General features: G+C 66.1%; 18 protein-coding genes. 8 read left to right on the forward strand and 10 right to left on the reverse strand.

Features of this window, described 5'->3' with window-relative positions; translation table 11 throughout:
- Window positions 1-1,440, reverse strand: a complete 1,440-nt coding sequence (locus RF641_RS12970) for a phytoene desaturase family protein (RefSeq protein WP_424573355.1) — start codon at window positions 1,438-1,440, stop codon at window positions 1-3.
- A 33-nt stretch (window positions 1,441-1,473) separates the two neighbouring features.
- Window positions 1,474-1,965 carry a hypothetical protein gene (locus RF641_RS12975; protein ID WP_047119927.1) on the reverse strand — a complete coding sequence of 164 codons (492 nt, stop codon included), beginning with the start codon at window positions 1,963-1,965 and terminating at the stop codon, window positions 1,474-1,476.
- A gap of 304 nt (window positions 1,966-2,269) precedes the next feature.
- Between RF641_RS12975 and RF641_RS12980 the strand changes: the two genes are divergently transcribed.
- The 4 genes from RF641_RS12980 to RF641_RS12995 all read left to right on the forward strand — a co-directional run bounded on the left by RF641_RS12980 (window position 2,270) and on the right by RF641_RS12995 (window position 5,716).
- On the forward strand, window positions 2,270-3,382 hold the full coding sequence (locus RF641_RS12980) for a carboxylate-amine ligase (protein WP_424573356.1): 1,113 nt from the start codon (window positions 2,270-2,272) through the stop codon (window positions 3,380-3,382).
- A gap of 136 nt (window positions 3,383-3,518) precedes the next feature.
- Window positions 3,519-4,547, forward strand: coding sequence for an iron-containing redox enzyme family protein (locus RF641_RS12985; RefSeq protein WP_424573357.1), 1,029 nt, complete (start codon window positions 3,519-3,521; stop codon window positions 4,545-4,547).
- On the forward strand, window positions 4,544-4,747 hold the full coding sequence (locus RF641_RS12990) for a CDGSH iron-sulfur domain-containing protein (protein ID WP_047119925.1): 204 nt from the start codon (window positions 4,544-4,546) through the stop codon (window positions 4,745-4,747). The genes RF641_RS12985 and RF641_RS12990 overlap by 4 nt, the downstream gene beginning before the upstream one ends.
- 156 nt (window positions 4,748-4,903) lie before the next feature.
- A complete protein-coding gene (locus RF641_RS12995) occupies window positions 4,904-5,716 on the forward strand; it encodes a shikimate 5-dehydrogenase (RefSeq protein WP_424573358.1) in 813 nt (270 codons plus the stop codon).
- A 58-nt stretch (window positions 5,717-5,774) separates the two neighbouring features.
- Here the strand turns inward: RF641_RS12995 and RF641_RS13000 are convergent, their stop codons facing one another.
- The 3 genes from RF641_RS13000 to RF641_RS13010 form a co-directional block, all read right to left on the reverse strand.
- Window positions 5,775-6,233 carry an HtaA domain-containing protein gene (locus tag RF641_RS13000; protein WP_052772469.1) on the reverse strand — a complete coding sequence of 153 codons (459 nt, stop codon included), beginning with the start codon at window positions 6,231-6,233 and terminating at the stop codon, window positions 5,775-5,777.
- A gap of 148 nt (window positions 6,234-6,381) precedes the next feature.
- Entirely contained in the window at window positions 6,382-7,746 is a 1,365-nt protein-coding gene (locus RF641_RS13005) for an aspartate aminotransferase family protein (RefSeq protein ID WP_424573359.1), read from the reverse strand.
- A 5-nt stretch (window positions 7,747-7,751) separates the two neighbouring features.
- On the reverse strand, window positions 7,752-9,254 hold the full coding sequence (locus RF641_RS13010; RefSeq protein WP_424573360.1) for a CoA-acylating methylmalonate-semialdehyde dehydrogenase: 1,503 nt from the start codon (window positions 9,252-9,254) through the stop codon (window positions 7,752-7,754).
- 122 nt (window positions 9,255-9,376) lie between these two features.
- On the opposite strand from RF641_RS13010, the gene RF641_RS13015 reads away from it, so the two are divergent.
- Both RF641_RS13015 and RF641_RS13020 read left to right on the forward strand, forming a co-directional pair.
- Window positions 9,377-10,906, forward strand: a complete 1,530-nt coding sequence (locus tag RF641_RS13015; protein ID WP_053798656.1) for a PucR family transcriptional regulator — start codon at window positions 9,377-9,379, stop codon at window positions 10,904-10,906.
- A 126-nt stretch (window positions 10,907-11,032) separates the two neighbouring features.
- Window positions 11,033-12,889, forward strand: a complete 1,857-nt coding sequence (locus tag RF641_RS13020; protein WP_424573361.1) for an HNH endonuclease signature motif containing protein — start codon at window positions 11,033-11,035, stop codon at window positions 12,887-12,889.
- Window positions 12,890-13,641: 752 nt separating this feature from the next.
- Here the strand turns inward: RF641_RS13020 and RF641_RS13025 are convergent.
- On the reverse strand, window positions 13,642-14,280 hold the full coding sequence (locus RF641_RS13025; RefSeq protein WP_424573362.1) for a TetR/AcrR family transcriptional regulator: 639 nt from the start codon (window positions 14,278-14,280) through the stop codon (window positions 13,642-13,644).
- A gap of 235 nt (window positions 14,281-14,515) precedes the next feature.
- Between RF641_RS13025 and RF641_RS13030 the strand changes: the two genes are divergently transcribed.
- Window positions 14,516-15,256, forward strand: coding sequence for a glucose 1-dehydrogenase (locus RF641_RS13030; RefSeq protein ID WP_047119920.1), 741 nt, complete (start codon window positions 14,516-14,518; stop codon window positions 15,254-15,256).
- A gap of 19 nt (window positions 15,257-15,275) precedes the next feature.
- On the opposite strand, the gene RF641_RS13035 is transcribed toward RF641_RS13030, so the two are convergent.
- From RF641_RS13035 to RF641_RS13050, 4 genes are all read right to left on the reverse strand, one after another.
- Window positions 15,276-17,204 carry an acyl-CoA dehydrogenase family protein gene (locus tag RF641_RS13035; protein WP_424573363.1) on the reverse strand — a complete coding sequence of 643 codons (1,929 nt, stop codon included), beginning with the start codon at window positions 17,202-17,204 and terminating at the stop codon, window positions 15,276-15,278.
- Window positions 17,205-17,295: 91 nt separating this feature from the next.
- Window positions 17,296-18,354 carry an ImmA/IrrE family metallo-endopeptidase gene (locus RF641_RS13040; RefSeq protein ID WP_424573364.1) on the reverse strand — a complete coding sequence of 353 codons (1,059 nt, stop codon included), beginning with the start codon at window positions 18,352-18,354 and terminating at the stop codon, window positions 17,296-17,298.
- Between the two features lie 108 nt (window positions 18,355-18,462).
- Complete coding sequence (locus RF641_RS13045; protein WP_113607533.1) at window positions 18,463-19,842, reverse strand: aspartate aminotransferase family protein; 1,380 nt, start codon at window positions 19,840-19,842, stop codon at window positions 18,463-18,465.
- Complete coding sequence (locus RF641_RS13050) at window positions 19,839-20,306, reverse strand: Lrp/AsnC family transcriptional regulator (RefSeq protein ID WP_053799458.1); 468 nt, start codon at window positions 20,304-20,306, stop codon at window positions 19,839-19,841. Before RF641_RS13050 ends, RF641_RS13045 begins: the two co-directional genes overlap by 4 nt.
- Before the next feature lie 220 nt (window positions 20,307-20,526).
- Here RF641_RS13050 and RF641_RS13055 point away from each other — a divergent pair, with 220 nt between their 5' ends.
- On the forward strand, window positions 20,527-21,756 hold the full coding sequence (locus tag RF641_RS13055) for an ABC transporter substrate-binding protein (protein ID WP_113607532.1): 1,230 nt from the start codon (window positions 20,527-20,529) through the stop codon (window positions 21,754-21,756).
- Window positions 21,757-21,760 lie beyond the last annotated feature (4 nt).

The following is a 21,760-nucleotide window of genomic DNA, read 5'->3' on the forward strand; positions in this document are numbered from 1 at the left end:
CTAATGGGCACCCGTGGCACGAATGCCGTGGTCCTGCAGGGCGGCGTACGCGGCATGCCAACCGCCCATGCCGTGAACGCCCCCTCCTGGGGGCGTGGACGAGGAACAAAGATACAAGCCGTCCGGGGCCAGACGATAGGGATTCAGGGAGACGGTAGGACGCAGGAACTGCTGCAGTCCGCGCAGCGAGCCTCCGCCGATATCGCCGCCGACGAGGTTCGGATTCCAGCGCTCCAAATCCGCTGGGCTGCTCTCGCGGCGCGAAATGACGCGGTCGGTAAATCCCGGGGCGAAGCGTTCGATCTGCGCATCGATAAGAGCACCGGCACGGCCTGCATAGCCATTGGGCACGTGCGCGTACGACCAGACGACGTGCTTGCCCTCGGGAGCGCGGGTGGCATCCGCGCTGGAAGGCTGGACAACCATCACGAACGGCTTGTCCGGCATGCGTCCCCGGTTGACCTCTCCCTCCGCCCGGGCGATCTCGGGTGCATCGCCGCCGACGTGCACCGTGCAGGCTTTTTGTGCGCGCTGATCGGTCCACGGAATTGGTCCGTCCAGCAGATAGTCGACCTTGTATACGGCAGTTCCGTATCGCCATCGGGACAACTGTTGGGCATAACGCGTCGGCAACCTGTCGCGTGCGATCGACAGGATCTGTCGCGGTGTCAGGTCCATGATCGTGATGTCCGCGGGCGGAAGCTCGCCGAGGTTCCTGACTTCATGACCGGTATGGATGCGTACCGAGCGGGATTTCGCGGCGCGGCCCAGGGCTTGGATAATCGATCCGGTGCCGCCATGCGCTACCGGCCAGCCCCAACTTGAGCCCAGCGACCCGAAGATGATCCCGAACCCCGAGGTGAATGGATGGGATTGGGGAAGCATGGAGTGCGCACTGGTTCCGGAGAAGAGGGCCCGGGCTTGTCGGCTGCGCAAGACGCTGGAGGCCATGACGGCCGTTGGAGGTAGTGAGCGCAGACCGAAGCGTGCCATCAGCACAGGGTTCGGTGGCACGCGCAATAGCGGGCCGGTCACGTTGTCCAGCAGCTGCTGCGCACGCTTGACGAAGGGGCCGTGCAGGGCCGTCCAGATTTTCCGATCCGCTGCGAATTGGGCGGTGGTAGCCGCAAGCGTTTGGTGCAGGAACACGCTCGGTGCGTCATCGAGCGGATGGGCCAGCGGCATGTCGTGGAAATCCCAGCTCAGGCCGTGGCTTTGCAAGTCCAAGTGCCGGAACGCCTTGCTGCCGTAGGCAAAAGGATGGGCCGCCGCACCCAGATCGATCAAGGCCTCGCCATCAAATGCCCGGGCGCTTGCGGCCGCACCCCCGATCTCCTCGTTCCGTTCGTAGACATCCACTTCGATTCCGTTTTCGGCAAGGATCGCAGCGGCGGTCAGGCCATTGGGGCCGGAGCCAATAACATGGGCGCGCAGTGTCATATAATTTGTTTCCGTATCTCAGTTCGGTCAAACTCAGCGAAAGCGCTCGGCCCATGAACTGTCGCTGAACTCCGATAGTTGGCGAATCTGCGATTCGGCACGCAACTTCAGATCGCTCAGCAAGGCTTGGTCCAGCGTCGGCTCTTCACCAACCATGAGCAGCAGGGTGCGCCACATGCTGTGCTTGGCATTCAGCAGGCCGGTCAGCACATCGAGCTGTGTCTGAGCCAGCGTCTTGCGGCGCTGCCGCAGGGGATTGAGCAAGTTGATCTTGCCCAGTAGCTTAGCCCATGGCTCGGCAAGCAATGCAAGGCCGTGGGGCTCACGGCCCAGCTTTTGCAAGATGCGCTCGAGATCCTGCTGGTCTTCCTTAACCTGCAACCAGAGGGAGTGGAAGACGTCCGCATGTTGAGTATCGGCCCACATCCGTTTGGCGCTGGCGAAATGTTCCAGCCCGGCAGCGGAACCCAAATGGTGTTCACTGAGGTATTTATGCAATTTCTCGTGATCAATTGGCTTCTTCACTACGTGGCATCCTCAAGAAACTAGGCGATTTCATCCACCCGGAAAGCTATTAATCCGGTTCCTTGTGCACCAGCGTAGGGAGAGTCCGGTGGCGATGTTATGCATGCGACGCGAACTCATGGGAAATCACCAGAAACCCGTGGCAGCTCTGGTGGAATTCGGGCGATGTGGAGGAAGACGCAGTTCGCGGAAATGTTGCGTTCTTCTTTGCGTTTCCTGTGATTCGGAGCCGGCATGCCGAGCCGAGCCGCAAGCCCGCATAAACTCCAGCTGAAGCAGAATCGACATCCCGGAAGGATAGTGCATGCCCAGAACTTTCGGGATCGAGGAAGAGTTTTTCCTCGTGAATCCCCAGACCGCGACTTTGGCCACGGTCCCGCCCGGCTTACTGGGGGATCTGCAGGGCGAGAACCTGGCTGGGGCAACGCTTGTCCCGGAGCTCCTCCGTCCCCAGGTGGAACTCGTATCCGGAATTTGCACCAGGGCATCCGATGCCTTGGAAAGCTTGCTGTTGGGTCGACAGAAGCTGCAGGAAGCGTGTGCGGGTGCAGGCCTGGCGGCAGTAGCAACTGGCACGCCGCCCTTCCTTCCCGGAGCGACGGAGGTGTCCGAGGGGCGACGTTACGAGGATATCCGCCAGTTCGTGCCGGGGATCGTGCGCGAGCATTACATCAACGGGCTGCATATCCATGTGCATATCCCTGACGCTCCAACCGGGCTGCAGGCCATGAACGTGCTGCGCCCGTGGCTTCCAGCACTGACTGCCATTGGGGCGAACTCGCCGGTCTGGAACGGTGAGCTTTCCGGATTCGAGTCCTGGAGGATGGTGCATTACCGCCGTTGGTCCGTGATAGGCGTTCCTCCGGCGTTCGACTCCATGGAGCACTACCAGCGGATGCGCCGGATAATGCTCGATTCCGGCGCCCTGCTCGACGCTGGACATATCGGCTGGGCCGTGCGCCTGTCCGAGCGCAACCCCACCATAGAGGTGCGCACGGCCGACGGGCAGTTGACGGCCGACGAATCGGTGGCCATGGCCATGCTGGTTAGGGCTCTGGTGGATACCGGTCTCGCGCAGGGAGGCGTGGCCAAGACCGTGGAGGACCGGCTGCTGGATCTCGGTCTGTGGCATGCCTCCAAAATGGGCCTGTCAGGACCGCTATTCGATGCGGGAACCGAAACCAGACTGGAGCCGGAGCAAGTGCTGGGGCAATTGCTCGACTATGCCGGCGAACATCTGGCGGACAACGGCGATCTCGATTTCGTGCAGAACTACTTCGCGCGGATCACCTCTGTCGGGAACGGCGCGCAACGGCAGCGCGCAAGCTGGGCACGCGGGGGAGGCACGGCACTCGTCCACGACGCCCAGCAGGAATTCGCCCGGGAAACGATTTCGGAACTCCGCAGCAACCCATGACTGGCTGGCGCGTTTCGAGCTGGCTCGAATGCCTCGTGTGAATTCTCTGGTAATCCGTACCCCGGCCCGGTCAACCGGTTGGCCATTGCCTATAGTCGTTTTTTCAGTATGTGTGCATTAAGGAGCAGGTGGAGAAGTGGAGCTTCCAGAAGACCGCGGCCGGATCAGCGAATCTCTTTTCGAGGTGCTGAGAACTTACGACCCCGATGTCGATCTGTCAGGTTTGGAACATGAGGCCTTCAAAGTCCTGGACTCGGAAGACATCCTCCATAGCGAGGACATCCAGATTGTCCTATTCGTCCTCTACGAACTGCACTACCGCGGGTTCGATGGCATCGATGCACGCTGGGAATGGAACCCGCCTCTGCTGGGCCTTCGGGCAAAGATCGAAGAACAGTTTGAGGCACGATTGCGGCAGATCGCCGGGGATCCAAGTTTCTCGCTCGGATCTGCCCAGGATACGGCTCGACAACTTTTCGCCCTTGCCAGTGCGGACGACGGACCATCGGTCTCGACCTACATATCCCGGCATGCGACGGTTGAGCAGGCGCGTGAATTCCTCATGCACAAGTCCATCTACCAGCTCAAGGAAGCCGACCCGCATTCGTGGGCGATTCCACGCCTGACAGGGCGCGGAAAGTCCGCATTGATGGAGATCCAGTTCGACGAGTACGGGGCAGGCAGGCCCGGCGCCATGCACTCCGAGCTGTTCGAGACCACCATGCGGGGGCTGGGGCTCGACTCCGAGTTCGGAGCCTACATCGAGTCGCTGCCTGCCATCACGCTGGCGTCGGTCAACATGATGTCGTTCTTCGGCCTGCATCGTCGATTGCGCGGCAGCATCGCCGGCCACCTTGCCATCTACGAGATGACATCGTCGATCCCCAATGCCAGGTATGCACGCGGATTCCGGCGACTGGGCTTCGACTCCCCAGTGACCGACTACTTCGATGAGCATGTGGAAGCCGATGCGGTCCACGAGCAGATCGCCGGGCGCGATCTGGCGGGCGGATTGATCGAGCAGGATCCCAGCATCGCCGAAGCGGTGTTCTTCGGCGCGCAGGCGGCTTGCGCCATCGACGCGCTGGTGGGAGCCCACCAGCTTGAGGCGTGGGGCCAGGGCCGTTCGTCCCTGCGCCAGCCGAAAGTAAAGGTCGAGGCATGAGCGCGGAGGGAGCGCAGATCGTGGTCTGCCCGCAGGGGCCGCTGATTCTCCGTGGCGACTTCGAGATTCTCGACGCGGAGGGCGAAGCTGTTCCGACAAGCCGTGAAACCGTGGCGCTGTGCCGTTGCGGAAGCTCGGCCATCAAACCGTTCTGCGACGGTACGCACAAACTCAAGAAGTTCGAAATGCCACGTGACTGACGGCGAGTCCCCTCCAAGCCCGACGGAGCTGATGCGGCCAGATCGATGGAGCCGGAGGACTCGGAGCGCAAAAATCATCTTTAATGCCCCGGGGTCGCTTGCAGCCGCCGTATATTAGGTGGAGACCTCGTCCCCCCGACTCCGGAAGAGCTCTGCATGCCCATCCTGAATAAAGACATGACCCTGTGCATCTCGCTGTCCGGCCGGCCGTCGAATATCGGCACCCGCTTCCACAACTACCTGTACGAGGAACTGGGGCTGAACTTCATCTACAAGGCGTTCTCCACCGACGACTTGGCCGGTGCGATTGCCGGCGTCCGCGCCCTGGGCATCCGCGGCTGCTCGGTGTCCATGCCTTTCAAGGAGGACGTCATGGCGCTGGTGGACACCATCGAGCCTTCGGCGGCGGCCATCGACTCGGTGAATACCATAGTGAACACCGACGGCCACCTCAGCGCCTCCAACACCGACTTCGAGGCGATCGCCACGCTGATCGGGCGCCACGAGCTGGACCCGTCGGCGAACGTGCTGGTCCGCGGATCCGGCGGCATGGCCAAGGCGGTGGTCGCGGCATTCCGCGATGCCGGCTTCGAGAATCTTACGGTGCTCGCGCGCAACACCGCCGCGGGAGGCGCGCTGGCGCAGAAGTACGGCTACGCATTCATCGATGCCGATCCGGAACCGGGCCACCAAGTGCTGGTCAACGTCACGCCGCTGGGCATGGACGGAGAACAGGCCGCTATCCAGTCATTCAGCGATGCGCAGATCGCCGCGGCGGAAACGGTGTTCGACATGGTCGCGTTCCCCAGCGAGACCCCGCTGGTCGCCGCCGCGCGGAAGCAGGGCAAACAGGTCATCACCGGGGCTGAGGTGATTGCCCTGCAGGCCGCCGCGCAGTTCGAGAAGTACACGGGACATGCGCTCAGCGAGGATCAGGTCGTCCGCGCCTCCGAGTTCTCCCGCCAGTAGGAACTGAAAAACCCTCCACCGCGCTTGCGGTGCAGGGTTTCCCTGTGATAGGCGTTTTCTAGCCGCGCAGGGTGACTTCGACTTCTTCCATCGCCTGCCCGGCAGGGTACTGCCCGTTGAACATCTTGGAGCCGTCTTCAGTCACCACGGCCGAGAACCGGGTTCGGGTCATGCCCATGGCGTGCGAAACTCCGGTCTCGGTCAGTTCCGCGATGGCGGTGCGGCCCTCGGGGGTGTCGATGGTCAGGAAGATCGACTCGCCCTGGTTCTCGATGCGCGGTTCGTTCAGCTCGAGCTTCATCATCCCGCCGTGGCCCGAGAAAGACACGCGCCCGTTGAACCAGATCTCGTTGTCGGGAACGTCCACCGCCGGGTGCACGGGGAAGGCCAGCGCGTTGCCGACCTGCCACACGCCATTCGAGGCCTCGATGCGGCCGTCAGCCAGCGATGCAATGTATCCAACGAACGAGGCCTTGACACCCCACTGAAGATGCGGCTGGAAAGCGTCGCCTGCCATGAGTTCCTCCATAAAGATTTGCGGTTGACCCCAGTATTTCACAGCACCAGCGGGAGCCTGCGGCCCATTCATCTGCCAGCGAATTGTTAATACCGAATATTAAAAAGCACAGCTGGCAGGGGGATTCCTGCCAGCTGTGCGGGGTCGGCTACTTGACGAAGCCGTCGGCGACGACGAGCGCCTGTTCCAGCTTGTCCAGCGCCTCGATGAGCACGTCGTCCGGGATGTTCAGCGCCGGCACCACGTGCAGGCGGTTGAAGTTCGCGAACGGCAGCAGGCCTGTGGCGCGGGCCGCGGCGATGACCTGGTTCATTTCCGGCGAGCTGCCGCCGTAGGCGGCCAGCGGTTCGCGGGTTTCGCGGTTGGTGACCAGTTCGATCGCCCAGAACACGCCGGTTCCGCGCACGTCGCCCACCGACGGGTGGTCGACCTTGAACTGCGCCAGGCGCGGGCCGATGATCTCATCGCCCAAGCGCTTGGCGTTGGCAACCAGGTCCTCTTCCTCCATCGCTTCGATGGTGGCAACCGCCGCCGCGCAAGCCAGCGGGTGGCCCGAGTAGGTCAGCCCGCCCGGGTAGACGCGCTCGCGGAAGGTCTCGAAGATCTGCGGGGAGATCGCCACGCCGCCCAGCGGCACGTAGCCGGAGTTCACGCCCTTGGCAAAGGTCATCAGATCCGGAACAACGTTCCAGTGGTTCACCGCGAACCATTCGCCCGAACGGCCGAAGCCCGCCATGACCTCATCGGCGATGAACACGATGCCGTACTTGCGGGTCAGCTCGCGCACGCCTTCCATGTAGCCTGCCGGCGGCACGTAGATGCCTGCGCTGCCCGGGATCGACTCCAGGACCAAGGCGGCGATGTTCGATGCACCCTCGAGGATGATCGTGTCTTCCAGGTGCTTCAGCGCGCGCTGGGTCTCTTCGGCCTCCGTGGTGGAGTTGAAGTAGGAGCGGTACGGGTAGGCGGGGAAGAAATGCACGACGCCGTCGGAGGCGTTGTCCGAGGCCACGCGGCGTGGATCGCCGGTGACGTTCACCGCCAGGTGGGTGCCGCCGTGGTAGCTGCGGTACGCGGAGAGCACCTTGTGCTTGCCGGTGTGCACGCGGGCCATGCGGATGGCGTGCTCGTTGGCGTCGGCGCCGCCGTTGGTGAAGAAGATCTTGTTCAGGTCGCCCGGGGTGTGCGAGGCGATCAGCCGCGCCGCCTCGGAGCGAGCGTCGTTCACGTGCTGCGGGGCGATCGTGGCGATCTTGCCCGCCTGCTCGATGATCGCCGCGACGACCTTCGGGTGCTGGTGGCCGACGTTCGTGTTCACCAGTTGGCTGGAGAGGTCGATGAGCTTGTTGCCCTCGCCGTCCCACACGTACGAACCCTCGGTCTTCAGGATCGTCATCGGGTTGAACGGGCCCTGCGCCTGCCAGGAGTGGAAAACGTGCTTGCGGTCAAGCTCGTGGGCACGCTGGCCGGCTGCGATCTGCTCGCTGGTGATGTCGCTGATTTCGGTAGTCATTGGTCCTAGTCGTTCTGTGGGAAGCCGAGGTTGATGCCGCCGTGGCTCGGGTCCAGCCAGCGCTTGGTGACAACCTTGTTGCGGGTGAAGAACTTGAAGCCCTCCGGGCCGTAGGCGTGCTGGTCGCCGAACAGCGAGGCCTTCCAGCCGCCGAAGGAGTGGTAGCCCACCGGTACCGGGATCGGCACGTTGACGCCGACCATGCCCACCTGGATGCGGTTCTCGAAGCGGCGGGCGGCGCCGCCGTCGTTGGTGAAGATCGCGGTGCCGTTGCCGTACTTCGAGGAGTTGATCAGCTCGACGCCCTCGTCGAATGACTCCACGCGGACCACGGACAGGACCGGGCCGAAGATCTCGTCCGTGTAGATGCTCATGTCGGTGGTGACGTTGTCGAACATGGTCGGGTGCAGGAAGAAGCCTTCGCCGTCGGCGTCCACCGTACCGGTGCGGCCGTCCAGGGCCAGGGTGGCGCCGGCGGCGATGCCGGCGTCGATGTAGCCTGCGACCTTGTCGCGGTGCTCGCCGGTGATCAGCGGGCCCATGTCGCAGCCGCGGGTGCCATCGCCCACGCGCAGGGTCTTGGCGCGCTCGACGATCTTGGCGACCAGCTGATCGGCGATGCCCTCCAGCGCAACGACCACGGAGATCGCCATGCAGCGCTCGCCGGCGGCGCCGAAGCCGGCGTTCACCGCCATGTCGGCTGCCAGGTCAAGGTCTGCGTCGGGAAGCACCAGCATGTGGTTCTTCGCTCCGCCGAAGGCCTGCACGCGCTTGCCGTTGGCAGTGCCGGTGGAGTAGACGTACTGGGCGATCGGGGTCGAGCCCACGAAGGAGACCGAGGAAATGCGCTCGTCGTTCAGCAGGGTGTCGACCGACTCCTTGTCGCCGTGCACGACGTTCAGCACGCCGGCAGGCAGGCCTGCCTCGGCGAACAGCTCGGCCATCCAGTTGGCGGCCGACGGGTCCTTCTCCGAAGGCTTGAGCACCACGGTGTTGCCCGAGGCGATGGCCACCGGGAAGAACCACAGCGGCACCATGGCCGGGAAGTTGAACGGGGAGATGATGGCCGAGACGCCCAGCGGCTGGCGCATGGACTGCACGTCGACGCCGGTCGAGGCGTTCTCCGAGTACTCGCCCTTGAGCAGGTACGGCGCGTTGCAGGCGAGCTCCACGACCTCCAGGCCGCGGGCGACCTCGCCCAGCGCGTCGTCGAGCACCTTGCCGTGCTCGGCGGTGATGATCGCCGCCAGCTCGCCCTTGCGCTCGGTGAGCAGCTCGCGGTAGCGGAACATGATGGCGGTGCGCCGTGCCAGGGAGGTGTCGCGCCAGCCCGGGAAGGCTGCGTGCGCGGAGGCGATCGCTGCCTCGGTGGTTGCCTTGGAGGCCAGTGCCACCTCGCGGGCGACCTCGCCGGTGGCAGGGTTGTAGACCTTGCCGGTGCGGTCGTCTGCAACGTAGTTGGTGTTGTCGATCCAGTGCTGCAGGGTTGATGTCAGCGTCGTGTTCATCGTGGCTCCTTGTTGTCCTTGAATGGATTCCTGAATTCATCATCGGGCACGAACATGGCCTGCGACACAGGCAGTATGTAATGATTTATCGTGACGCTGCGACGATGTGTAAAGGTGCGAGGATGCTGACTGTCAACGACGTGCTGGCCCTGCCGGTGGTGCAGGAGGCCGATCCGCAGCTGCTGTGCGCCGACGGGTTGGACGCGGAGCTGCGCTGGGTGCACGTCACCGAGTCGGAATCCAACGTTGATCTGCTCTTCGGCCGCGAGCTGGTGCTCACCACGCTGCGCAACGTGACCGACGTTCGCGGCTTTTTGGAGCAACTGCGCGACGCCGGCGCGGCGGGCGTGATCATCGAGGCACCGGGCGAAGCAGAACTGCAGGTGGCAGGGCTCGGGTTCCCCGTCATCAGGCTGCGCCGCAAGGTCCGTTTCGTGGCCATCACCGAGGTCATCCACCAGAAGCTGGTCGCCCAGCAGCTGGCAGACCTGCAGTTCTCGCGCAGCGTGCACGAGATCTACACCGAACTCTCGCTCTCGGAGGCCGACGAGCAGGCCATCGTCGAGCGCACCGCCGGGCTGCTTGACGCTCCGGTGGTGCTCGAGGACGTGCGCCACCTGGTCCTCGCCCACGCGAACGCGGATCTCGACGACTGGATTTCCCGCTCCCGCTTCGTCGGCTACCTGGAGCACACCGGGCGCTCCGCGGGCGCCGAGAACTGGCTGCAAACCCCGGTGGGGGCGGCCCGCCGCCGCTGGGGCCGGCTCATCGTCCCGGCCGCGCTGGAGGACGATGCCAACGCCGCGCTGGTGCTGGAGCGCGCCGGCCAGGCGCTGACCATCGCCCGGCTTTCCGGGCGCGACGACCGCGAACTGCTCTACCAGGCGCGAACCTCGATGCTGCACGAGCTGCAGGCCGCGCACGGCTACGGCGACAAGGAGATCGCGGTGCGCGCCCAGTCCCTGGGCTTGGACGCCGCGCCCTACTACGTTCCGCTGGTGCTCTCGCTGGCTGCCGGGGAGCGCACCCCCACGGAGACCCAGCTGGCCGAGCGCGCCGCGCTGGAAGTCATCGAGCAGCTGGCCGACACCCTGCACCTGGGGGTGCTCGCCGGGTCGCTGAAACCCGGCTACCTGGCGGTCATCCTGCCGGTGCGCGCCCGCGAGCTGGTGGATTCCGCGTTGCAGGGCTTCACCCGCCGGCTGGCCGAGCAGCTGGCCGAGCCGGTGGCGATCGGCGTCGCCGCCGAGGGACCGCTGGCCGCCTGCCTGGCCCGGCTGGACGAGGCCGCCCATGTCGCGCACATCGTCCCGCACCTGCCCACCCGCGCCCAGCCCTACTACCGCTTCGCCGACCTGCGCCTGCGCGGGGTGCTCTCCGCGATGGGCGCCGATGCCAGGCTGCGCGCCTTCGCGCACACCGAGCTGGACGGCCTGCTTTCCCCGCTCGACGAGGACGGGCTGCAGCTGCTGGAGCTCTACCTGGCCCACGGCGGCAACAAGTCCGCCCTGGCCAAGGCCGGCTATTTCTCGCGCCCCACGCTCTACGCCCGGCTGGCCAAGCTGGAGGACAAGCTCGGGGTCTCGCTGGAATCCGCCGAGTCCCGCGCCAGCTTGCAGGTGGCGCTGCTCTGGTACCGCATGCACGGCTAAGCGTACGTGTCCAAGCCCGCACGCCTGTTACAGGGCCAGGCACGCCGGCAATCACCGAGCACCGGGTTATCCCCACCGTGCAGTACTGTCGCCCCGAGCCTGCCGCCGCCCGGGCACGCTGGATCCATGAGCACCAGCAGCGAAGCACTGATGAACCTGTCCCAGGCAGACAGGCTGCTCGGATCGGCGGTGAGCGCCCTGTCCGACCCCGACGTCCCCGCAGGGCACGCCGCCTATGCGGCGCTGCTCATCGAGCACCTCGCGCAGCAGCTCAGCCGCGCCCAGCTGCGCGCCGCGGAAGCCGTGCGCCGCACCGGCGCCCACAAGCTCGACACGGACTCGCTGCAGGCCATCGCCGACGGGGGCCTGGAGCCCACGCCCCAGGACGTCGAGGCCGCCGCCGGCCGCACCACCGTCGCACGCACCCACTTCAAGAAGGCGCTGGACCTGCTGGCCGGCTGGCTGAACGTGCCGGTCTCCACCGCCCGCGACCGCCTGGCCGCCGCCGACAGCCTGATCGCACAGGTCACCGACGCCGGCGAGCCGGCCGGCCCCGCGCTGCCAGTGCTGGCCGCAGCCTTCGACGATCCGGACACCGACCCACGCCTGGTCATCTCCGCTGCCCGCAAGATCAGGGCCGCGGACAAGGACCTGGGGACCGGGCCCGAGGCGGAGCAGACCCGGGCCGAACTCCAGGAGCTCTCGCTGGAACTCATCCGCAGCCAGCCGGCCACCGCGCGCAAGCACATCTCCGCGCTGGTCGCCCAGGCGGTGGGGGAGCGGCGCCCGCCCGAGGCCCTGCTCTCGCAGATCGGTGTCTACCCGCTGGGCATCCGCAACGGGCTGGAGCGCTTCCTGGTCAAGCTGCTGCCCTCGCAGGGCGAAACCATGCACGCCATCTTCCGCGCCGTCGACAACCCTAAAACCATGGCCGGCAACCGCGACGCGCTCGCCGAGCAGGCCGCCGCGCTCACCGACGACGACTCCGCCCCCGGCTGGGACGACGAGTCCACCATGCCGGACTGGGCCAAGGCCGGCTCCGCAGCCGACGACTCCGCTGACGACGACCCCACCGGCGACCACTCCGCCGGCGACCACTTCACCGACGGCACCGGAGACGAAACGCCCGACGACGACTGCCCCAGCGGCTTCGATGCGGATATCTGCCCCGAGGATGACGACAACGAGTGCGGAAACCGCCGGGAAGCAGACCGCGAACCCGGCACGGACGCCGAGGCACCTTCCGGAACCCCGCCCGGCGCAGTTGGCGGCACGGCGCGAACGGCTGCGAATGACGCGGCGGTTCCCGGTCCCTTCGAGGATCTGCGCCCTGAATTGCGGCATCTGCTGGGTCTGATGGCGGTGCTGCAGGCCAACGGACCGGGCGCCCTGGCGGCCGACGGCCACGCGGTGATCACCCCGCAGATCGGTGTGCTGCTGGACTACGACAAGATGCTCGAAACCGGCCGGGACTTCGCGGTCAGCACCTCAGGCATCCCGATTCCGGCGGGCCAGGCACGCGCCATGGTGTGCAACGCCGGGCTGTACCCGGTGGTGCTCAACGGCAAGAGCCGCATCCTGGATCTCGGGCGCACCCAAAGGCTGTTTTCCAAATCCCAGGCCCGGGCGATCCGCGCCGCCTACCGCGGCTGCGCCTATCCGGGGTGCAGCATGCCGGCGCACCGCTGCGAGCTGGACCATCTGGACAAGTGGGAGCTCGGCGGCCGCACCGACATCGAGACCAGCGATCTGTATTGCGAAATCCACCATATCGCCCGGCATTGCGGGCTGTTCCACGCGGTGAAGGTCAAGGGCTCGCGTCCCATGGTGCTGCTGCCCAGGGAGCTGGACCCAGAGCAGCGCCTGCAGTTCAACACCTACTTCTTCTCGCCCTCTGAAGCCGTGCGGTTGGCCGAGTGGGCGCGGCAGGCCACGGTGCTGTGGCGGGCGGGCAGACTGGACGCCAGCATCGCTGACCCGTAGGTCCTGCAAGGATCGCTGACGTTGGCCCCGCAACGGAACCGGGGTTGCACGGCCGGACTCGGAAAATCCCGGATCAACTTTTCAGAAGGGGCCCGGCGCTCGTGGTCATGCCGGTGCCCTCGAACCCGTCCAGCCATTCGGGGGAATGCCCGTGCACGTCGTCCGGGGGTAAATTGGTCCGACGTCGCGGCAGTGAATCGGTGCACGAACACATCGCGCCCAGCTACCGCCCCGGCCGAGCAAAGTCGAAGGCGCAAAGCTTGACCGGCTTCGAAGGGCACAACAGCCCGCATGGCAGTGGGTGTGGATACCATCGACGGTGCGACCCCAAACGCCGTCTGGAAGCCCGAAGCGGTAGAAGCTGCCGATTCGGTGAGTGCGGTGCTAGTCGGCCGCAAGACGCGCTCAGTCAGTGCAAACCTTGCTACGGAGCGGGCATCCCGAATAGATCGCTCGATTGCCGGACACGGGCATATGCTCCTGAAGACGGGACGATGGCAGTGATCCGAGGCGCCCCCGGGAGAACGTGACAACTCTGGCGAGAACCGAATCATCCAGTGAAGCAATGACGATCAAGGAAAGTCGCGCGAGCGGAGAACCGCTAACCTGCCTATTCCCGCCGGTAGCTCGCACAAATGGATATGGACACCGACCCACTATCTTGTTTTTCTGAAAAGTTTACTATTCCGATCAGATGGCGGCTGGTTAGAACTACGGGGTGACCGCGTCCCAGGCAGTGGCCAAGGCATTCGTTAGTGGTTCGCCGAGCCCGGCCGAAGATGTTCCACGGCCATGGCGGTCCAGCTTTGCGCGGTGAGAACCGCCAGCCGTTCCTCATTGACCGGCGTGCCGAACGCCCGTCGCCGGAAAGCAATGAACAGCGGCGCCATGAAAACCATGGCCATGGCGTCGGCGGTCGATTCATCGGGGCACACCTCGGCATCGACCAGGGCCCGGGCCAGCGGCTTCGAGCCGGGAAGAGTCTCCGGCAGCAGCTGTTTGGCCAGCATCCGGTCCTGGTCTGCGGCGTCGAAGACCGGGCGCATCAGCACCGCTGCTTCGGCCCAGCGGGACAATCCCCGGAGCAGCCACTGCTGGATTTCTTCAACCCGGGGATCGCGCAGCAGCGAAACAAGTTTCCGGTAGTCAGGTTCGAAATCTTGTTCCGCTCGGTGTCTCAGCTCGAAAAGCAGATCGCTCTTGCGGCGGAAGTGCAGGTAGAAAGTCGCCCGGCTTGTTCCGGCGCAGGAAGCCACCTCGTCGATCCGGCTGTTCTCATAGCCCCTGGCAGCGAAAACCACCACTGCCGCGTCGATGATCAGCTCACGGGTCGCTGCCTTCTGGCGTGCGCGCAGGGACGGAGTCGCAACGGCATTTCGGTACGGTGACATGACCCCATGCTAGACAAATTCCGGTTTTCGTCTAGTCACTCGACGCCGCGCCGGGTGGATTGACCGTGTCTCAGGTGGATGGTTTGGTGGAACACACCACGTGCCCGGACGTGCGGAACCGGAAAGACGGCGGGCGTCCTTCCCGCTGCAGGGTTTTCCGGTGCCGCCAAGGACCGGACGGGCGCCGGGCCTTCCCGCCGGAACGACGGCAACTCCACACGGAAAGAAGCAACACATGAGACTTGCAGGGAAACGCGCGCTGATTACCGGAGCGGCTTCGGGGATGGGTGCCGCGCACGCACGCGCCTTCATCGCGGAAGGCGCCACCGTGCTGCTCGCTGACATCAACGACGAAGCAGGACGTGCGCTGGCGGCCGAGCTCGGAGACCGCGCCAGCTACGCGCACCTGAACGTGGCGGACGCCGGGGACTGGGAGGCCGCGGTTGCGCAAGCCGTGGCGGAATTCGGCGGGCTGGACGTGCTGGTGAACAACGCCGGTATCCACGACGACGCGCCGCTGGAAGACACCACGCTGGAAAGCTGGAACCGGGTCATGGACATCAACCTGACCGGCGCCTTCCTGGGCATGCGCGCGGCGGTTCGCGAGCTGAAGAAGTCCGGCGCTTCCTCGATCGTGAACGTGTCATCCACCGCCGGACTGGAAGGCTACCCGAACCGGCACGCCTACTGCGCGTCGAAGTGGGGCCTGCGCGGGCTGACCAAGTCCGCGGCGCTGGAACTGGCCGACTTCGGTATCCGGGTCAACTCGGTGCACCCCGGCGCGGTCGCGACGGCGCTGACCCAGGCGCTGCGCCCGCTCACCGAGGAGGACCTGGCCGGCAACTCGCTGGAGCGCTTCGCCCGGCCGGAAGAGGTCAGCGGCCTGATCCTCTTTTTGGCCAGCGACGAATCGAGCTTCTGCACCGGCGGAGAGTACGCGGTCGACGGAGGCATCTCCGCCGGGACCAGGTACTAGCCGGCCAGGGGCGTGGCAGCTAGTCCGCCGTTCCGTAGAGACGGCGGACGTCCGCGCGCCCGGACTCGGACCACGGCGCAATCCATGGGCCGGTGCCCTCGGACACGTCGCGCACACCCTCCTCAAGCCAGAGGTAGGCCCCGTCGAGCAGGTCCTCGGCGACCTTGTCGTCGTGCGAGGTGCCGTCCCACAGGTGCTCGAAATGGTCCTCGCAGCGCCGGGTGGCCTGTTCGCAGAACGCCTGCGCCAGGGTCTCGGCGGAGAAGCGCTCGGGGGCGGTGGAATCCAGCAGAGCTGAGGTCTTGGCGATCACCGCTGCCATGGCGAACAGCTCCGCGCCGATGTCCACGATGTGCCCCAGGAACACCTGCTGCTTCTCCAGCCCTGCCTGCCAGCGCGCCATGCCGGCGAAGGTCTGCCGGGCCAGCTTGCGGCTGGTGCGCTCGATGTAGCGCAGATGCTTGGCCAGCGGGCCGTGCTCCGAGTAGGTGCCGGGCAGGCTGCCGGCGCCGGCGACGAGCTTGGGTAGCCAGCGGGCGTAGAATCCGGAGGCCTCGCGCGCCGCGGCGGCCTTTTCCGCCAGCGTGGAGTCGGCCACCGCCAGCGCGCCGGCGGCCTGCAGGTGCGCGTCGACGGCTTCGCGGGCGATGAGCAGGTGCATGATCTCGGTGGAGCCCTCGAAGATGCGGTTGATGCGCAGATCGCGCAGCAGCTGCTCGACCGGGACCGCGCGCTCCCCGCGGGCGGCCTGGGAGGCGGCGGTCTCGTAGCCGCGCCCGCCGCGGATCTGCACGAGCTCGTCAGCGATCCGGCAGGAGACCTCGGAGGAATACAGCTTGGCCAGCGCCGCCTCGATGCGCACGTCCTTCATGCCCGCGTCCGCCAGCAGCGCGCTGACCTCGAACACCGCCTCCAGCGCGTAGGTGCTGGCGGCGATGTAGGCCAGCTTGGAGGAGACGGCCTGGTGCTCGCCGATCGGGTGGCCCCACTGCACGCGGGCGGCGGACCATTCGCGCGCGATCTTCGTCGCCCACTTGCCGGCGCCGGCGCACATCGCGGGGATGGACAGGCGCCCGGTGTTCAGGGTGCTCAGCGCGATTTTCAGGCCAGTGCCCTCGCGCGAGAGCCGGTTGGCGGCCGGGACGCGCACCTGCGCGAAGCGGGTCACGCCGTTCTCGATCCCGCGCAGGCCCATGAACGCGTTGCGGTTCTCCACGGTGATGCCCGGCGCGTCGGCCTCCACGATGAACGCGGTGATCCCGCCCTTGCCGGCCGGGACCTCGCCGCAGGCCTCGTGGGGTTCGACGGCGGCCATCACCACCAGCAGCTCGGCGACCACCCCGTTGGTGGTCCACAGCTTCGCGCCCTCCAGGGTGTAGTAGGCGCCGTCCGCGCTCAGCGTCGCGCGCGTGCCCAGCCGCGCGGGGTCCGAGCCCACGTCGTTCTCGGTGAGCAGGAAGGCGCTGATCGCCCCGGCGGCGCAGCGCGGCAGGTACTCGCGCTTCTGCGCCTCGGTGCCGAAGGACTTGACTGGCTCGGGCACGCCGATGGACTGGTGGGCGGAGAGCAGGGCGCCGATCGCGGGGCTGACCGAGCCCACCCGCATCAGTGCGCGGCCGTAGTCCAGCAGGCTCAGCCCCAGCCCGCCGTACTCGGTGGGGATCTTCATGCCGAACGCGCCCACCTCGCGCAGCTGGGCGATGTATTCGTCGGGCACCCGGGAATCCGCCTCGATGCGCCCGGGGTCGAACCCGTCCAGCACCGTCTCCAGCTCGGCGATGAAGGCCGCGCCGCGGGCGGCGGCTTCCGGATCGGGGGCGGGCAGCGGTTCGATGAGCGAGAAGTCGACCTCGCCCATGTAGATGCCCTTGGCGAAGCTCGGCCGCTGCCAGCCCTGTTCGCGGGATTCTTCGGCCAGTTCGCGGGCCTTGGCGGCGTTGATGTCCATGGCAGTACCCTTTCGAGACCGGGCGGCAGGCCACCGCCTGGAATGCCCAGCCTAGTCCGGGCAGGCGTGCACCGCTAGGGTGGCGCCCGCGCTAGGACAGCGCGCGCAGGTGACCGGGCATGCCCCGCGGCGCGGCGTCCCGCAGCCCCGGCAGCACCATGAAGGCGTGTCCGAAGGTCAGCTCGTGCAGGGTGCGGGCAGGCACCCCCAGGGTGTCGGCGATCCGCGCGGTATCCAGCCGGTCTTCGCCGCGCAGCGACGGGAACACCAGGGAGAACACCCGCGAGGCCAGCGGGGCGCGGCGCGGCGCCGGTTCCAGCGCCAGTTCCTGCACCAGCCAGCTGTAGCTGGCGTCGCCGAGCATGCCGCATTCGCGGGCGTGGGACAGGATGATCCGGGCCGGGACGCCGAACAGCTCCTGCAGGTCAAGCAGCTGCGGCAGTTGCAGGGTGTCGCCCATGCGCGCCTGCAGCGACAGCGCCGGCAGCAGCAGGCGCGCGGCGAACTGCTCCGCCTCCGCCTCGGCTTCGGCCGCCGCATGCCCGTCGGCTCCCAGCGCGCTGTGCAGCAGCAGGTGGCCCAGCTCGTGCGCCAGCTGGTGGCGCTGTTCGGCGCGGTCCCCGGCGGCCAGGAAGATGAACGCCTGCCCCTCTTCCCAGAAGCTGAAGCTGGTCCCGGAGGCTAGGCTGAGCACCCGCACGCCGCGCGATTCGAGCACGTAGATCAGGTCGGGCACCGGCCCGCAGCCCAGGTTCCAGTCCAGGCGCAACTGCGCGGCGGCGGCCTCCGGGTCGAACCCGGTGTAGTCGGGCACCTCGGTGTCCGGCAGCGTGTAGTCGGCGGTGATCAGGTTGTAGAGTTCGACCCCGGTGCGACCCAGCGCCGAGCAGGCGGTTTTCTGCGCCCGGCTGATGCGCCGCGGGGTGCGGAAGAAGATGCGTTCGACATCGATCCCGGCAGTCGGCGGGCGGTGGAAGTAGCCCGGGGCGCAGCCCAGCGCGCCGGCCAGCTGCCCGGCCAGGGCCTCGGGGGCGCCGCAGGTTTCGTAGCGGCGGACGGTGGATTCGCCGACCTGAACCAGGCGGGCGAGATCCAGGGTGCTATACCCCGCCGCGTGGCGGGCGAGCGTGATTCGGGTCGGTTCCAGCATGACGTTCCTGCTTCCATGGCTGCTTAATCCACACAGTAGTGTCACAGGCCACAAAGCACCAATCGGGCGCAGCCAGGTTACACCGGCCGCGCCCGAAGGGTGTGGAAACTAGATCTTGCTGGACGCCTCGGAGAGCACCGAGCGCAGGATCGACTCGATCTGGTCGAACTCGGGCTGGCCGATGGTGATCGGCGGCGCGAGCTGGATGACCGGGTCGCCGCGGTCGTCGGCGCGGCAGTACAGGCCTGCCTCCCACAGCGCCGGGGTGAGGTAGTCGCGCAGCAGCCGCTCGGATTCCTCGTCGTTGAAGGTTTCCTTGGTGGACTTGTCCTTCACCAGCTCGATGCCGTAGAAGTAGCCGGCGCCGCGCACGTCGCCCACGATGTCGATGTCCTTGAGCTTCTCCAAGGTGGACTTGAAGGCGTCGGCGTTGCGATGCACGTTGCCGTTCAGGTCCTCGCGTTCGAAGATGTCGAGGTTCGCCATCGCCACCGCCGCGGCCACCGGGTGACCGCCGAAGGTGTAGCCGTGGTAGAAGGTGGTGTCGCCCTTGGTGAACGGCTCGAACAGCTTCTCGGAGGCGATCATCACGCCCAGCGGGACGTAGCCGCTGGTCAGCGCCTTGGCGGAGGTGATGATGTCAGGGGTGTAGCCGAAGTCGTTGCAGGCGAACATGTCCCCGATGCGGCCGAAGGCGCAGATGGTCTCATCGGAGACCAGCAGCACGTCGTACTCGTCGCAGATCTCGCGCACCCGGTCGAAGTAGCCCGGGGGAGGCGGGAAGCAGCCGCCGGAGTTCTGCACCGGCTCCAGGAAGACCGCGGCGACCGAGTCGGCGCCCTCGAATTCGATGGCCTCGCGGATGCGCTCGGCGGCCCACAGCCCGAAGTCCTTCTCGTTCTCGGAGAACATCTCCGGCGCGCGGTAGAAGTTGGTGTTCGGCACGCGGAAGGTGCCGGGAACCAGCGGCTCAAACGGGGTCTTCATCCCCGGCAGCGAGGTGATCGCCAGCGCGCCTTGCGGGGTGCCGTGGTAGGCCAGCGCGCGGGAGATGACCTTGGTCTTGCCCGGCTGGCCCTTGAGCTTGAAGTACTGCTTGGCTAGCTTGAACGCGGATTCCACCGCCTCGCCGCCGCCGGTGGTGAAGAAGACGCGGTTCAAATCGCCCGGGGCGTAGCCTGCCAGGCGCTCGGCCAGGTCGATGGCCGGCTCGTGGGCGTAGGACCACAGCGGCATGAACGCCAGCTTCTCCGCCTGCTTGGCCATGACCTCGGCCAGCTCGGCGCGGCCGTGGCCCGCGTTGACGACGAACAGCCCTGCCAGGCCGTCGATGTAGCCGCGGCCGGCGTCGTCGTAGATCATGTGTCCCTCGCCGCGCGAAATGATCGGCACCTTGCCCCCGTTGTGCAGGCCGGAGTGCCGGGCCATGTGCATCCAGAGGTGGTCGCGGGCGGCTTGCTGGCGGTCGGTGCCAAGTGGAGTATTCATCGTGTTCCCCAGTTGTATTCCTGTTTTTTGAGTGAAAGGTAGGTGAAGGTGTTGGTGCTGAGCACACCCTCGATGCCGCGGATGGTGCTGATAACCCGCAGAAGGTCTTCGTCGCTGGAGCAGATCACCTCGGCCAGGATGTCCGCATTGCCGGCGGTGACCACGCAGTAGTCGACCTCGGGCAGTTCGGCGATCCTGTCGGCGGTGGAGCTGATGTCCGATGCGGCGACGATGCTGATCATCGCCTGCCGGGTGAAACCCAGCTCCAGCGGGTTGGTGACGGCCACGATCTGCATGATCTGGCTGTCGGCGAGCTTCTGCACACGCTGGCGGACGGCCGCCTCGCTCAGGCCCACCGCCTTGCCGATGGCGGCGTAGGAGCGGCGTCCGTCTTCCTGCAGCTGCTCGATGATCTCCTTGGAAATCTCGTCGATGCCGGCGCTCGCCGGTGGCGGCAGTGTCATGATCATCCTCGTCTCAACAGCGTTAGCCACGACACTACCGCCACCGAATCAGTTGCGAAAGGGGTTTATCAATAAAGTTTTCGACGCTATGGGGAGGATTTTAATGTGGAATCTTTTGCCGGAGTCTTGTCAGCGCCACCTCGACCTGACAGGATGTTCCTCAACACGAATCGTGTGATCGATCGCACATGCAGCGATGAGAAATGGGGGAGATGGTCCGATGTCGCACTCGCACAAGACGCCGCAGGATCCACAAATTCGAGCACTGGTCAACGCCATGAGCCAGCGCAGCCTCAGCCGCCGTTCGGTGCTCGGCGCCGCCGGCGCACTGGGCCTAGGCGGGCTGCTTGCCGCCTGCGGCACCGGTGGCGGCGGAGGTGCCACGGCGGGCCCTGCTCCGGCCGTGACCGACGTATCCGCATCGGATCCGACGCTGAACTGGGCCAACTGGACGCTCTATCTGGACTACGACGACAAATCCAAGACCTATCCGACGCTCGAAGCCTTCAGCAAGCAGAGCGGCATTACGGTGAACTACTCCGAGGACGTCGACGGCAACGACACCTACTACGGCAAGGTGCAGGCCCAGCTGAAGGCGGGGCAGGACATCGGCCAGGACATCTTCACGTTGACCGACTGGATGGCCGGGCGCGTGATCCGCCAGGGCTACACTCAGGCGCTGGATCTGGCGAACATCCCCAACAGCTCCAACCTGCTGCCGAGCCTGCAGGGCGTGGACTTCGATCCGGGCCGCGAGCACTCGCTGACCTGGCAGTCCGGCTACGCGGGCATCGCCTGGAACAAAGCGAAGTACCCCAAGGGACTGAAGAGCGTCTCGGATCTGTGGGATCCGGCGCTGAAAGGCCGGATCACGGTGCTCGACGAAATGCGCGACACCATGGGCCTGCTGATGCTGCAAGACGGCGTGGACATCTCCGGCCAGTGGGGCCAGGACGAGTTCCAGAAGGCGCTGGAGGTGCTGCGCGCGAACATCGACAGCGGCCAGATCCGACAGGTCAAGGGCAACTCCTACAAGGAGGACTTCATCTCAGGAGACGCCATCGCCGGCATCGTATGGTCAGGGGATCTGGTCCAGATGAACTTCGAGAACGACGACCAGTGGGAATTCGTGATCCCCGAGGCCGGCGGCACGCTGTGGAGCGACAACCTGATGGTTCCCGTCGGCTCCCCGCGCAAGGCGAACGCGGAGAAGCTGATGGACTACTACTTCCAGCCGGAGATCGCCGCCCAGGTGGCGGCCTATGTGAACTTCATCTGCCCGGTCACCGGGGCCAAGGAGGCGATGGAGAAGATCGATCCGTCGCTGATGAAGAACCCGCTCATCTTCCCGGCCGAGGAGGATCTGGCCAAGGCCCACGTCTTCCGGTCGCTGGAGGCGGACGAGGAATCGAGTTTCGCCGCAGATTTCCAAAGTGCCATCGGCGCATGATTCA

The organism is Arthrobacter sp. 'calajunan' (assembly GCF_046940185.1).
Classification (GTDB): Bacteria; Actinomycetota; Actinomycetes; order Actinomycetales; family Micrococcaceae; genus Glutamicibacter; species Glutamicibacter soli.